This window comes from Pseudobacillus sp. FSL P4-0506, assembly GCF_038003025.1.
GTDB lineage: Bacteria > Bacillota > Bacilli > Bacillales > Domibacillaceae > Pseudobacillus.
In genome coordinates, this window is record NZ_JBBOOI010000001.1 from 3742121 (window position 1) to 3757018 (window position 14898).

Below are 14898 nucleotides of genomic sequence, written 5' to 3' on the forward strand. Positions count from 1 at the left end.
TAAATGATTATTTGCTTTCTTCGTTATGCTTCTTAATTAATTCTTCCATCTTGCTAAAATATTCATTAGCCGGCTGACCTTCTTTTTCGGTTTTCCTGACATATTTGATTTGCATATCTTTTAATTGTTTATCCCATGCCGCTTTCTCACTGGCAGACAACTGAACAATTTTGTGGTCGTGATTTTCTTTACTCCACTTGAGAGATTCTTGCACATGATGATCCAAATACTCGCCAGTAAAATCGGTCATTTCTCGATTTAATTCATCAATAACTTGCTGTACATCCTTTGGAAGACTATCCCATTTGTCTTTATTCATCACCGCAATAAAGGTATTTAAAGCAAGCGGATAGTCAGTTGTATAGCCTACCATTTCAGCTAACTTAGAGTCTTTTAAAATTTCTCTTGAAGAAACATAGCCGTCAACAATCCCTGTTTGCAATGCCTCGGGCACTTCCGCCTGTGACATGCCGACAGGCGCTGCTCCTAGTTTTTCCATAATCGGTGTTAAGGCCCCGGCAATGCGAAGTTGTTTTCCTTTGAGGTCTTTTAATGAGGAAATTGGTTTTTTACTTTGAATGTAAGCTGGCTCAGTGGCAAATGTCGTAATAATTTTAAAATCCTTTAAAGCCTCGGGTGGATACTGTTCAACCAAATCGGCTACTACTTTGCTTGCCACTGTGGCATTTTTATAACCGGAAGGCATATCAGAAATAGCTAAAAGAGGAAAGCGGCCAGGCTCATAAGAAGTGGAAGTTAAGCCAATGTCAGCTGTACCGCTGGCCACTCCATCGTACATATTATTGGCCTCTAGTAAAGATCCTCCATGAAATAGTTCTACTTTTACTTTTCCATTCGTTCGCTCTTCTAATTGTTTTTTCCACTCCTCCATTTGCACAGCTGGAAACGTGTTAGCAGGTGCGAAAAAAGCATATGTTAGTTTAATAGGGCCTTTTCCGTCGGAAGCTCCAGTTTTTTCATTGGAATTGCAGGCTGAAAGTAAAAACATTAAAAATATTGCGAAAATAAAAGAAAGAACTTTCTTCATTTCCCCACTCCTTATTTAGAAAACCGAAGAGAAGATCGTTGTTTTTCTCTTCGGTTTTTTGTTTATTTATTATCTTTCTAATAAGAAAAACGGCCGACCGATGGAAGCTTCCAGACGAAAATAACGATCAAGACCTGCTGCACGAAAAGAATGCGTCATATCTGTCACCGTTTGCAAATTAGGGATATCGTATAAAAAGCAAGCGTGCCAGTGGACAGGTCCTGCATGCCCGGCTGTTAAAATATCTCTATCAAATGTTCCTAACAGCTTTGATCCATTTTGTTTCCAGCTTTCTAAAATCTCATTAAGCTGTGGCAAAATCTCTTTTTCTTTCTGCTCTTGATTGGTATCAAACCAGCCTGTCGATTCAAATGTCATAAATACCCGTAATGGTGTTGGAATTTGTGGTGCTCCATGTTTAATCTCTCCCACTGTATGAACCCCCTTTATTTGTTTAACGCATAAGCAAACCGCCATTGATATCGAATGTAGAACCAGTAACATAACCAGCTGCATCTGAAGCAAGATAAGAAACCATATCCGCTACCTCCTCTGATTTCCCAAATCGCTTAACAGGAATTCCTGCTTTCATTTTTTCTAGAACATCTGAATCCATTTTATCCATCTCTGGTGTTTCAATGGCTGCGGGCGCTACCGTATTGACCGTAATTCCTTGATCTGCCAACGATCTGGCAAATACTTTTGTTAACACAAGCTGACCTGCTTTGGATGCACAATAATGCGCTCCAGAAGTCAGAGGGCCTGCCTGGCCGCCAAAAGATGAAATATTAATAATGCGCCCCTTTTGCTGTTTTTTCATTGTTTCCAATACAGCTTGAGAATAGAAAAACGTACCGCCGAGATTAACGGATAAGATAAGGTTCCATTCTTCTTCTGTAATGCCTTCAATCGCTGTTTCTTTGCGGACACCTGCATTATTTACTAAAATATCAATCCGGCCCCATGACTCCACAATCATTTTGACACTGTTCTTAACCGCTTGAACGTCTGCCACATCGACTGTTAAAAACATAGAATGGGAAGGATCATAGTCTGTTAGAAAAGAAGAGGAGCGTACTTCATTTAATAACTGTTCATTCACATCCACAAAAACGACTTTCTTTTCTTCCGAAAGAAATTTTTTCGCAATCGCCAGACCTAATCCTTGTCCAGCACCTGTAACAATAGCTACTGAGCTTTCCACTATTTGGTCCCTCCTTCCATTAGGTTAATACTTTCTTTATGACTCTCATCGTATTGCCTCCAGCTGCCTTAGCAATGTCCTTCTTTGAATAATGATTTTTTACGAGCCAGCCGATCATGTTTTTCATCGCTTCCGATGGATTTTCTAATCCTTCTACATAGGAGGACTCTGTGAATTCTTCTCCGCTATGCGAAGCAGAAATGCCCAGCATGTTATCAAATGCATGCTGTAAGGCCACATGATCACCAAAGAATGTATCCGGCCCCATTCCAACATGATTGATGCCTACTAAATCAGCAATGTATTCAAAATGCTCCATGACAGAATGAATCGTGTGAGAAGGCGAGCTTTTCGTTAATGTCGTATTCGGCGCCGCGCATATTCCGATGACGCCGCCCTTTTCTGCACAGGCTTTCAATACATCGTCTGGTTTCATTCGAGGGGTATGCCATAAAGCACGGGCTCCCGCATGTGTCATTAAAACAGGGTCATCGCTTGTTTCGATGACATCCAGGCTCGTCTGATCTCCACAATGGGAAATATCAATTAACATACCAATCTGATTCATTCGCTTGATGACCCGGCGGCCAAAGTTGGTTAATCCGCCATCATGCTTCTCGACGAGTCCCGAACCGAGAGTATTGGCCTCGTTGTATGTAATGCCCATGCATCGAATGCCGAATCCATATAAAATATCCACCCGATCCACTTCATTTTCCAAAATGCTGGCCGCCTCTAAAGACGGCAGGAGTGCTACTTGCTTTTTTCTTTTAGCTTTTGTGAGATCGTTATAGGTGCTGGCGATATAAACAGTCTGTTGCTTTTGGATATCAGCATACCGAATGCCAAGCAAGTAAATAACATCCTGCCACTTCAGGCCATTTTTGGATGTAATAGTAGAAATGCCATCCATGAAATTTTCAAATATCACATCCACTCCCGACTTAGAAATTCCTTCATAATGAAAGGAGGTGTGCAAATCACTGCAATACGGGAGAATGTCTTTATACTGTCTTGGTACGATAAAACCGTGATCGCGCATCGAAACAATCGGATGTTTAGTGAAAATATCCTGTACCTTTTCTTCTTCCTCCACTGTGAGCTCTAAAGAGAAGAGCGGAACTCGATCGATCTCATCCGCCAAATCATACAGTTTATAGTCTTTGTTCGCTTCTAAATAACGGAATGATGTATAACCAGCAAATCTTTTCTCATTCATTATGATTCACTGTTTCGCAGCCGCTTTTATGTTAAATTGCTCTTTCATCGGAAAAGCTTCCTGCCACGTCTTTTGGTTATCATCATATAGTCCATCGCTATATAGCGTTTTTAATGATGGATTATCCAATTGCATCGGTTTTTGGCCTTGTTGGAAGGCTTTTAACTGCTGAAGCAATAGCCTGCGCATATGAATAATTGGCAGGTCACTCGTTCCAAGGTGTTCAATCGAGCGGTCAACAATGGGACCCATCGTTTCCGTAGCAGCATGATCTTGGTTGGCAATCCCGCGAATGCCAGTGAAATTGCCTGTTTTTTGCAGGCCGCGATCTTGACCATACTCATTTTCCATATTTATTTTTTTCCTAAACTCTTCATCTAATTGTAAGCCGCGGCGATCATGCTGCGCTTGAACATCAATGGCTCGGTCATGGGAAAATTGAACGTCCCAGGACCAGGTGCTGTAATCATCCCGGGGGATAAAGGCATGCCACATGCCATCTTCCCCACCGAATCTTGGCGGGTATGTGTAGAATGGAAAAATATAATGGATTTCCATAAAAGCATTCTCTTCTTCTGTACCGATTCCAACGGCAATACAGCGTTTACCGTAATTTGCGTCTTCTACGGCCTGCTTAACCGGAGGATTTTTCACGAGAGGATGATCAGGATCGATCCCTAAATCACTGCTTAAAATACCTTCCTCTACTGTTTGCTTATTATGGGCTTTATGCAGGAACGCGGCATGGACAAAATCCAAGTCATTTTCCATTACTTGGGCATAGTTGCATTCCTGCCAAACCCGTTCGACTAACTTATTTTCATTTGGAAGATTCATCCAATAAAATTCTGGAAATGGCGGCTGATCTTCTTGCGGTCCCATGTACGTCCAGATAATGCCGCTCACCTCTTCCACTGGATAGCTTTTTAGTTTGATAGATTGTCTGAACTTCCCATCCTTCGCTTCAGAAGGAATTTCTGTACAATCTCCATTTGTATCAAATTTCCATCCGTGATACATACAGCGAATACCACAGCCATCATTAATGCCAAAATATAAAGACGTGCCGCGATGCGGGCATCTTTCATCAATCAAACCTACTTTTCCTTCGGTGTCACGAAAAGCAACTAAATCTTCCCCTAACAATTTAACGCGTTGCGGCTTCCCATCCTTTTCTAATTCATCAGATCGTAAAGCCGGAATCCAATATCTGCGAAACATTTCTCCCATCGGTGTACCTGGCCCTGTTTGAGTTAATAATTGGTTATCCTCTTTACTTAACATTTTTCTCCCCCTGCTGTTCGTTAATAATAGTTTTTAATACAATTGAGAACTCTGATGGCCATATCATCAACTACATATGGATCTTTCCAAGCATTAATAGAATCTGAAGAGCTAGTTGAATTTCAAACCGGCAGCTGGAATCTGCTAAGCTCAAATTGAGCAGCTCCTCAATCTTTTGCAGCCGATACCTCATTCCACTAATGGAAATGGACATTTTTCTGGCTGTTTTATGTAAATTAAATTCATTTTGCGAATAATAAAACAGCGTAACAACAAGCTCTGAGTTTTTCTTTTGATCGTAATCCAAAATGGAATACAGTTTTTCCACAGCAAATGCTTCCAGTTCTTCTGGGGCCCTTGCACTTAAAAATAAAGTTAAATGCCCTAATTCACTTGCTAGGATTACCTTCGAACTGGAATATCTTACTTTAGCCAGCTCTACTGCTTTTTTCGCTTCTTCTATTTTTTTATGAAATTCTGAAACGTGGGTCGTTTCCTCGCTGATTCCAATATAGATTTGCTGATGTGTACCTCCAATCTTTTGAAGCAGCCTTTCCCCCAGTTTCTTAATGGTTATCCCTTCTCCATCAATATATTTTTTTGAAACAATCGCCTGTACGGTATTTAATTTGGGGAGCATCAAAGCATGGCTTCCATTTCTATTTAGTTCATGATTAAAAATATCTGTTAGTTTGTTGTATATTTTAAAATATTCTGAATTTAGCGAGGTCTTTTTTGTTTTATTCTCACTTTCTATTTCCATGTGAATAATATAATGGGGTTGCGTAATGTCATAGCCAAGCAAAGAAAGACGGGCATGTATTTCCTGAGGTTTTACTTCTTTATTATTGAGCAGCTGCTCTAATAAATCTCCTTTTAAGCGTTGCTCCGTTTCAACCGCTACTCGCTCATTTTGAATATATAAAGCAGCAGTAGTCGCTGTACGCTCAAGTAAATCTGTGTAGAAATCGTCGTTTTTCTGATTTAAAGCGATGGTAATATAGCCATAAACGTTATTTTTCATAATAATAGCTGTTGTTAGAAGCCTAAATGTTTTGTTCTTCAGTTCTCTCTCAATGACAGAGTGGTTTCTAAGCTCATCCTTAGCCTTCTTCTCCAGATTTTTCACCGTCATATATTGATCGAGCCCGGGGCTTACACTATATTGAGCAATGGATTCAAAGTCTTTGTTTTCAATCAGCACTTGGCAGTGAAGGCTCTTTCCTAATATTTCAGCAAAAGCAGGCAGTCCTTTTTCTTGGAGCATCGCTTGTGTCAGGCTGCGGCTTAACGAATAGCCAATCTCTAATCTTTCTTTTTGCTGTTCCACTCTTCGATACATTTGATCGAGTTCAGCTGACATATCTTCATCTTGATAGTAAAGGAGATCTTCTTCGATTTCCTTTCCCCATTCTTCTACTGTTTTACCCACATAGCTGCAGTGGTCATCACCTTTTCCTTTACACTTTACTTCTTTAAAAATAATCTGCTTTTCCATGCATTCACTGGTGTATCCGCTGGCATAACCGACTAAATAGTAACAAACTGGTTCAATATGTTCCGAAAAATAGGCAAGATGCTGCTTGGCTTCATAGGAATCATTCCAGTATCCTGAAACATCAAATGTACCTTTTTTCATATCAACACGGAAGGTATCCGGATAAGAAAAGGCCCGCCCCGTTAACTGGTGCATTTTAGACCCGGCAATCAGCCATTCCAAAGCATCTTGCCACTGAATAGCCTCCTTCAATATTCTTGCTTCGTGAGCCCCACAGTGATAACCGTATCTAAGCAAAAATCTTTTGGCCCTTTGGATGCCTAATGCATTAATTAAATCTCTGCGAAGCAATGCAATGGCATCTGCACTAGTAAGTGTTAGCTGTAATTCTTTCATTCTCATGCCAGGTCTTTCTGAGATGCTTATAAAGTGGTCTAAACTCAAATCGCTTGCTTTCATGGCTACAATATCACCCTCATTATTTTGTTTTTACTTATTTTAAACATTGATTTACAAAATAATAAAGGCTCTTCTTCACTCCGCCTTTTCCGAATTGAACATACATTTTTTTGGAATCCACCTTATTGACAGTATGAAAATGTTGCAAAAACTGCACCATAGTTTGCCGCCTCTGTAAAATGTTCGTCAATCCATAATCAAAAAACCAGCGGTCAATAACATTGAACACCCCCCGATTAATGGCATAATGCTCGCCACACCAGTCGACGAATTTTTTGTCAGGCAAATGAATAATCTGTTCAACTCGACACCCGGATGCCCGTTTTTGCAAATCGGCTACGTGCATAGGCAATATCCTCCTTTACTTGAGTAATTAAATCTTCCACAGAAGGAAACTTTTGCTCTTCCCTAATAAAGAAGGCAATCTCTGCCTCAATCATTTCACCGTATATTTGTTTATTAAAATCAAAAATGTGAATCTCTATTGAAGTGGGAAACTGGTCATGAAACGTAATCTTATTTCCGATATTCATGATGCCCGCATATCGTTCATTCCTAAGCCGTATAATGACGCCATATACCCCATTTAGTAATTTACAATGACAAAGAACATTGGCCGTTGGAAAACCAAGATGTTTTGCTTTTCCTTCTCCCTGAATGATTTTTCCTGTTATTAATTGGTTCACGCTTTGTCACTCCGTTCTTTCTTTTTGTTCAGGCTGCCTCAACACGTCCCTCTTCTTGAAGCAGCCTTCTATTTTGTTAGTAACGAACGAGTGCTTCTTCTTTATTTTCTTGAAAATGAGGCATAATTTGCTGGCTGAATAAATCTTGTGTACGGATTGTTTTCCAATGCTCCATTCCCGCATACGTACAGAGCAGGGCAATTTCCGATAAATCAGGGCAAGCTTCAATGACTTTCTTAACTTTTGGTTGAATTTCATCTGGAGATCCAACCCATACATACTCGTCATCAATTAATTTTTGATATGGAATATCCGCTAATGACTCTAAGGCGCCGCTAGCATAGAAGCCAAAGTCCTTTTTGATCATTTCTTCTTTAGGAGGAAGCTCTTTTGCCGGTGACACATTTCCTTTCATGAACTGTAAAATATATGGTTCTGCTTCTTTCCTGGCTCTCTCGCCGTCGTCATCGAGATATAACGCTTGAACGTAAACGATGTCTGGCGTATTTCCGTGCTCCTTGCATGACTTGCGATAAATATCAAGCTGGCCTAATACGTGCTCTAACGGCAGCATTGGGGTGATCAGTACCCCCCAGCCTTTTTTCCCGGCAAGCTCATAATTATGGTTGCTCGCTCCGCCTGTAAAAATTCTTGGTTTCTTCGTTGGGCGCGGAACTACTCTCACATTCTCTACGTCGTAATACTTTCCGTGATAAGAGAATACTTCTTCTTCCAATGCTTTTTCGATAATTTCAAGCGATTCAACAAAGCGGCCTCTTGATTCTTCTAGCGGGATAGAGGCTTTAGGGAACACCCAAGCATGACCGCGGCCTACTGCAAATTCAAATCTTCCCCCTGTTAAAATATCTGTTACAGCGGCCTGGCCGGCAAACACCATCGGGTTATGCAATGGAAGTACATGTGAACAAGTTCTAAAACGAATATTGCTTGTATGCTGTGCCGCTGCTGAGTAAAGAGCCATCGGGTTCGCCGAAATCGAGAATTCTTCAAACCAATGATGTTCAAGTGTATTAAAGGTACTAAATCCCCGTTTGTCTGCATGCTCAATTTGTTCTAATATTTCTCTGTATACTTGCGCATGTGGCTTCTTATATTGTTCAGGGTTTTGCATCTCTACATAAATACCAAAATTCATTTTCTTCAGCCTCCAATAATTTAGTGAGAATTTACTGATTCATTTAAATGAATGAGAACGTTTTCAATATAATTGTTGAAATGTTCTGAATTACTTTCCGTATTCAAATAATAAAAAAATAAACGATTGCAAACAACAGCCTAATAAGTTTGAATATTCTAATTTTTTAACCCTTATCATGCTAATTCATATAAAAAACCACCTATTCAATCCTATTAGGAAAGAATAGATGGTTTGTCTGTAGTAAAAGCAACGCCCTACTCTATTAAATATTTATTACGCGATAGCAGCAAATCTTACTGCACTTCTCTTCTAAATTCAACCCATTGTGTGCCTTCATGAGTTTCCATGCGGAAGCCCTTCCACCCTTGCTTAAGCAGCTCTTGCTGCCCAGCCGTGTCGTCCATTCGGCGTGTTGTGAATGTCCACTCTTTTTCGGTGCTGTCTTTCTTCAGTTCCTTTACAAAAACATAACGAAGCCGGCTGCCATACTTTTCTTTTAACGCAGCAATTTCCATTCCTTGAGCGAATTTGTCTTTTAAGCTCGGAATATTAAATGGCGCTACTGTACAGCAAACGTACTTGTACTTTGGCTCAAGTAGATCTAGCTCTTGCATGATGCAGGCAGCTAAAAGCTTTTGCAAGCCATTTCCGCGATAATCGGGGTGCACATTCGAGATTTCCTGATAAATTACACCTGGCAGCTCTTCTTCTGTCAATCCAATATCCCACCCGAGATGCTCCTCATCTATTGGCGGCACCAGTAACGCTCGGAAAGCAATCAATTTTTTGTTTGTAAACGCCCCAATCATCAAGCCCTTTCCCTCAAGGATATACTGAAATTCCTCATAGGAAAGCGGCTGCAATATCTCTTTGTTTTCCAAAACTTCAATGACCGATTGCTGTAATTCTAAAATAGGCTCTATATGCTCCATAGATAGCCGCAAAACATTAAATGATTGATTGTTCGTACCTAATCTTCCCTCATGAATGACTCTCACTAAAATTCTCCCTTCTGTTAACAGACTGTCGCTTCAAAAACAGTTAGCTCCGTTAATGTTTTTTCATCTACTTCGACACCAAGCCCCGGATGTTCCGTTAATCTAATAAACGGAACATCATAATGAAGGTTCCCTACATCCTTAGAAAACTTTAAAGGACCTGTTAACTCAACACTTGTAATTACCTTTTTTGAAAAAGCAACATGGAATCCAGCGGCAGAACCGATAGACGATTCAACCATCGAACCAACTTGGCACTCAAACCCGGCCATTTCGGCTTGATGGGCTAATTTTACCGCAGGATAAATGCCGCCGCACTTCATTAATTTAATATTTACTTTATCAGCTGCCTGTTTTTCAATGATCTCTCGCATTTCCCGGGGGCCTTTTAATCCTTCATCAATCATTAAAGGAATATCCGTCTTTGATCTGATAAATGCCATGCCATTGATGTCATCCGCTAAAATTGGCTGCTCCAGCCAATCAAGATTTACTTCTTGAAGGGCACGCAGCGCCGTTAGTGTCGTCGCGCTGTTTGTCCATCCTTGATTGACGTCTACCCGAATCGCAATATCCTCTCCTACTCTTGCTCGTACAGCTTTTATTCGTTCGACGTCCTTTTTGACGTCGTTTCCGACTTTCATTTTAAATGATCGATAACCTTGATCGACCCTAGTGGCTGCTTCTTCTGCCATATAGTCAGGCTCGGCAATGCTTAATACGTGTGTGATTGGGAATTCATCGTGATAACGGCCGCCAATAAGCTGATAGACAGGCTGTTTTAGCTTTTTGCCGAGAATATCAAAACAAGCTATATCGATAGCCGCTTTTGCAGCTGGTGCTCCATAAACGGCCTTGTTCATAATATCGTGTATTTTTTCAATCTCCAGCGGTTTTTTTCCTAATACGGCAGGAGCTAGAGTATTTTTAAGCGTATAAAAAGCTCCCTCCCACGTTTCGCCTGTTACGTGTTCATCCGCTACAGTTTCTCCGTATCCTGTAATTCCTTCATCTGTTTCTACCTTCACAATAATAGATGGCATATAATCATAAGTATGATAGCTTACGATAAATGGAGTATGCAAAGGGAAATGTGTAGCGTATAAATGGATGGCTGTAATCTTCATCAAGTTTTCTTCCTTTCAGTTTACAATTGTTTTTTTTATTTGATATAGTTATCGTTAAATAGACGCTAAATAATAAAAATTTTTTATTCATATAGGAGCTGGAATTATGACCATTAAAATTGCTGTAATCGGTTCAGCTGATTTTATCCGTACTATTTCTTCTATAGCCCCCCAAGTCGGAGAAGTTGAGATTGAGCCATATGTATATGATCGGCCAGAAGAAGCCACCGAGCTGGTCAAACAAGTAAAACCTTGCGATGTTTTATTTTTTTCAGGAGCTTTACCTTATTATTTTTCAAAGGAAGTTCACGAGTCAATGCCGATTCCCTCTCTCTATTTAGAACAGGATGAAACGGCTATTGCCATTTCTCTTCTTTCTCTTATCTCTCATAAGCAGATTTCCATGGAGCGGATTTCCATTGATTTAACTGAATCCTCATTTATTAAAAACATCCTTGCTGATATCGGCTTTCGCAATGGCCCTCTTCATGTGATTGATTATGCGGATAAACTGCCCAATAAATTTGATATCAATGATATTGTCCATTTTCATTATTCCCGCTTTCAAGCTGGAAAAATAGAACTGGCGTTAACAAGTATTCATGCTGTGTATGACAGGCTCCAACAGCTAGGTGTTCCCGCCCAAAGAATGATCGATCCCGTTAAATCATTGATACATGGCTTACAAGATGCCAAAGCTCGAGCAGAATTAACCAAAAGCCAATCCGCTACAGTTGCAGCCGGCTATATTTCCTTAGAGAAAACAGAAGATGTTCAGGAAGAGTATTTAGAAGCGTTTGCGCATAAAATGAATGCTTCTATTCAACAATCAGCAGAAGCTACTTTTTTGCTATATAGTACTCGCGGCGATGTTGAAATCATCATGAACAGCGACGATTTCTATGAATTCCTTCTCAAGTGGCAGAGCCCTGTAACAGTAGGCTTTGGATACGGATTGACAGCAGCCGAGGCCAGTCAACATGCAAAAATTGCAAACAGTTTTGCGGCCCATCATGAACATGAAAGCTGCGGATACATTCTAACAGAAGATAAAGAACTTCTCGGACCTTTTCCAAAAGAAAAGAAAACACAACGGTTAAAAAACGATCATCCGGCATTGCTTCAAATAGCAAAAGAAACAAAGCTGAGTCCTGCAAATATATCGAAGGTTATTCAATTTGGCAAATCCCGTCCATCTCTTCACTTTACAGCTGCCGATCTATCAGACTATTTGCAAGTCACCCGCCGGTCAACGGAGCGGATCTTAAAAAAACTCGTCGATCATGGCTTTGTTAAAGTTGTTGGTGAAGAAATGACTTACCAACAAGGGCGGCCTCGCTCTATTTATGAACTGAATATCCCTATCTATTAATTGAGGGAAAGAAAAAGTTCACATAAAGGAACTTTTTCTTTCCTTTATTCTATTGATTTAATGTCGTTTCCTCTTGCTGTGCTAAGGCTAATTTCTCTTCATCTGTCAGCTTGACAATAGAGAATCCAGTTAACGCATAAATAATAGAAAGAATTGGCACCACGAAATTCAGTATCGCGTACGGCGCATAATCAAATGTATGAACACCAAGCGTTGCGAGTATGAACACTCCGCACGTATTCCATGGAATGAACACGGAAGTTAGCGTTCCTCCATCTTCAAGAGCACGCGAAAGATTTTTCGAATGAAGCCCTTTCTCCTGATAAGCTTTTGCATACATTCTTGAAGGAATAACGATAGAAATATATTGTTCGGAACAAGAAGCGTTTGTCGCAAAACAAGAAACCACCGTTGATGCCACAAGCGTTTTTCCTGTTCTTGCCAGCTTTAAAATTTGTTTGACAATGGCTTCAAGCATTCCTGTATACTCTAGAACGCCTCCAAAAGTCATAGCCACAATCGTCATGGAAACGGTATACATCATTGAATCTAAACCGCCGCGGTTAAATAAGTTATCAACCATCTCGTTTCCGGTATCAATAACAAAACCGCTTTGCAGGGCAGCAATCGCCCCTGTAAAAGAGCCTCCTTGAATAAAGACTTGAGAGCCAAAACCGAGGATAATTCCGATAATAAGTGCAGGAATCGCAGGCACCTTTTTGGCTACCAACACAATAACGAGTAATGGAATAAGCATTAAAAATGGTGAGATGACAAAGCTATCTTGAAGCACCGTCATTGTTTGTTGAATGTCAGCTGTATCCATTCCGCTTTTACCAAAATCTTTTCCTAAAAACGCGTATACAGCTAACGTGATAATTAATCCCGGGATCGTCGTATAGAACATGTGGCGAATATGAACAAATAAATCCGTATTCGTTAAGCCCGCAGCCAAGTTCGTTGTATCTGAAAGCGGTGACATTTTGTCTCCGAAATAAGCACCAGAGATAACAGCCCCTGCAATCATCGGTGCCGGAATTCCCATGCTTAGGCCGATCCCCATGCCTGCTACGCCAATTGTCCCCATTGTAGACCAAGAGCTTCCGATCGCTAAAGAGACGACGGCACAAATGATCGTAATGGATACTAAAAATAATGACGGTGTAATGATTTTCAATCCATAATAAATCATCGTCGCTACAATGCCTCCACCGATCCAAGCCCCGATTGTCAAACCAACAAGCATAATAATAACGACAGCCGGAAGCGCAAGGCGTATCCCTTTATACATAGCTTCTTCAATTTCGTCCCACTTAAAACCTGAACGCCAGGCAACAAGTGCGGCTGTCGTCGTACCGACAATCAATGGAATGTGCGGTCCCTGATCTAAAGCTATTACTGCTATCGCCATGACAGTAATCATAACAGCCAGCGGAATAATGGCTACCCAAAAAGACATCTCTTTTTTCATTATCTTACCCCAATCCTTCTTTTTTCGAAAACTTTCAATTGTCGCATAATAGACGTTAATAGGGTAATAATAACTGGTCAATGGCTGTACGTCAATTCGATTTTTTATTTTTTCACAAAAACTTTTATTCTGCTAAGCCCTCTTAAGTGCTTCTGCCAAAATTTGCGCACCTGTATATAATACAGAGCGGTTAAATGTCATATGGGGATGGTGCAATCCTGGTACTAAATCCGCTCCCACACCGATCATCGTCGCTTTCACTTCCGGATGCTTAATCGTATAAAAATGGAAATCATCACTTCCAGAAGTAACGACTGGTGGGGCAACAGCCTGGTCTCCTGCTACATAACGAATAGCTTCCTCCGCAACAGATGCCGCTTCTTCTGATACTTCTGCTCCCGGAGTATAGTCAATCCAATTCGCTTCTATCTCCACACCATAGAGCGTTTTTAATCCTTCCAAGCCTTCTGTCAAGCGTTCCTGAAGAACTCGCAATGTGTCATTTTTCTGAGCGCGTACATCAACAGAAAACTCAACCGTCCCCGGAATAATATTAACACTTTCTCCCCCGGCTACAATTTTTGTCAATTTAGCCGAATAGGTTTCGAATGGTGACAGGTAAATGGACTTGATCAATTGATGAAAGGCAACAATCACATCAATGGCATTTTTTCCTTGGTGAGGACGTGCTCCATGGGCATCTACTCCAATAATTTTTCCTTCCAGGAAAATGCCGGCTCCATGATAAATAGCAGGGGCAAAGTGTCCAAATGAAAGCTCCTCTGCCGGACGTACATGCACACCAAAAAGATGTGTCACTTCTTCCATTGCCCCGCGTTCAATCATAGCGACCGAACCATTGCCTTTTTCCTCAGCCGGCTGAAAAATAAAGCGTATTCTCTTATTGAGTGGTTCATTTCGCAATTGAAGAAGGGCACCTAATACCATCGACATATGAGCATCATGCCCACACGAATGATTGGCTTGGAACACCCCATCCACTTCCTGCCATAATGCATCAATATCAGCACGGACGGCCACTGTTTGATCCCCTTCTCCAATTTCTGCAATGACCCCTGTTACATCAGAGAAGCGCCGGTAAGACACACCTAATTCATCTAAAATCTCCGTGATTTTTTGTGTGGTGCCCTCTTCTTGCCAACTCACTTCAGGGTGCTGATGAAAATAATCAAACCACTCTGCAATTTGCTCTTTAACTTGCAATTTCATAGACTTCTCTCCTTTTCAACTACGTATAGTACTTTAAAAATCAGTACTTTATCAGTCTGTACTGTATAGATATTTCGCTACCTTTTCAGCTTATTTAAATATTATGACCTTTTCAAGTACATACTTTTGTTTGATGGACGAAC

14 protein-coding genes are annotated in these 14898 nt (G+C 40.7%); 1 reads left to right on the plus strand and 13 read right to left on the minus strand.

Annotation, left to right across the window (positions count from 1 at the left end; translation table 11 throughout):
• Positions 1–7: 7 nt before the first annotated feature.
• The 11 genes from MKZ02_RS18505 to MKZ02_RS18555 form a co-directional block, all read right to left on the minus strand.
• Positions 8–1048: a TRAP transporter substrate-binding protein gene (locus tag MKZ02_RS18505; protein WP_340855160.1), complete on the minus strand. Its 1041-nt coding sequence runs from the start codon at positions 1046–1048 to the stop codon at positions 8–10.
• Positions 1049–1117: 69 nt separating this feature from the next.
• A complete protein-coding gene (locus tag MKZ02_RS18510) occupies positions 1118–1480 on the minus strand; it encodes a hypothetical protein (protein ID WP_340855162.1) in 363 nt (120 codons plus the stop codon).
• Between the two features lie 22 nt (positions 1481–1502).
• Positions 1503–2252 (minus strand): SDR family NAD(P)-dependent oxidoreductase, encoded by a 750-nt coding sequence (locus tag MKZ02_RS18515; RefSeq protein WP_340855163.1) that lies wholly within the window; start codon positions 2250–2252, stop codon positions 1503–1505.
• A 19-nt stretch (positions 2253–2271) separates the two neighbouring features.
• Positions 2272–3471, minus strand: a complete 1200-nt coding sequence (locus tag MKZ02_RS18520) for a dipeptidase (RefSeq protein ID WP_340855166.1) — start codon at positions 3469–3471, stop codon at positions 2272–2274.
• A 6-nt stretch (positions 3472–3477) separates the two neighbouring features.
• A complete protein-coding gene (locus MKZ02_RS18525; protein WP_340855169.1) occupies positions 3478–4755 on the minus strand; it encodes a Rieske 2Fe-2S domain-containing protein in 1278 nt (425 codons plus the stop codon).
• 70 nt (positions 4756–4825) lie between these two features.
• Entirely contained in the window at positions 4826–6655 is a 1830-nt protein-coding gene (locus tag MKZ02_RS18530) for a XylR N-terminal domain-containing protein (RefSeq protein WP_340855172.1), read from the minus strand.
• 91 nt (positions 6656–6746) lie between these two features.
• The gene (locus MKZ02_RS18535) at positions 6747–7058 is read right to left on the minus strand and encodes a hypothetical protein (RefSeq protein ID WP_120036694.1); all 312 of its coding nucleotides are present in this window, start codon (positions 7056–7058) and stop codon (positions 6747–6749) included.
• Positions 7012–7398, minus strand: coding sequence for a riboflavin kinase (locus tag MKZ02_RS18540; protein ID WP_120036692.1), 387 nt, complete (start codon positions 7396–7398; stop codon positions 7012–7014). Before MKZ02_RS18540 ends, MKZ02_RS18535 begins: the two co-directional genes overlap by 47 nt.
• A 76-nt stretch (positions 7399–7474) precedes the next feature.
• Positions 7475–8554: an LLM class flavin-dependent oxidoreductase gene (locus tag MKZ02_RS18545; RefSeq protein ID WP_340855178.1), complete on the minus strand. Its 1080-nt coding sequence runs from the start codon at positions 8552–8554 to the stop codon at positions 7475–7477.
• 296 nt (positions 8555–8850) lie between these two features.
• A complete protein-coding gene (locus tag MKZ02_RS18550; protein WP_340855180.1) occupies positions 8851–9555 on the minus strand; it encodes a GNAT family N-acetyltransferase in 705 nt (234 codons plus the stop codon).
• A gap of 17 nt (positions 9556–9572) precedes the next feature.
• Positions 9573–10682: a mandelate racemase/muconate lactonizing enzyme family protein gene (locus MKZ02_RS18555; protein ID WP_340855182.1), complete on the minus strand. Its 1110-nt coding sequence runs from the start codon at positions 10680–10682 to the stop codon at positions 9573–9575.
• A 106-nt stretch (positions 10683–10788) separates the two neighbouring features.
• Here MKZ02_RS18555 and MKZ02_RS18560 point away from each other — a divergent pair, with 106 nt between their 5' ends.
• Positions 10789–12054, plus strand: a complete 1266-nt coding sequence (locus tag MKZ02_RS18560) for a transcriptional regulator (protein WP_340855187.1) — start codon at positions 10789–10791, stop codon at positions 12052–12054.
• A gap of 49 nt (positions 12055–12103) precedes the next feature.
• On the opposite strand, the gene nhaC is transcribed toward MKZ02_RS18560, so the two are convergent.
• A complete protein-coding gene (gene nhaC, locus MKZ02_RS18565; protein ID WP_340855190.1) occupies positions 12104–13525 on the minus strand; it encodes a Na+/H+ antiporter NhaC in 1422 nt (473 codons plus the stop codon).
• A 132-nt stretch (positions 13526–13657) separates the two neighbouring features.
• A complete protein-coding gene (locus MKZ02_RS18570; RefSeq protein ID WP_340855193.1) occupies positions 13658–14755 on the minus strand; it encodes an amidohydrolase in 1098 nt (365 codons plus the stop codon).
• Positions 14756–14898: the final 143 nt, after the last annotated feature.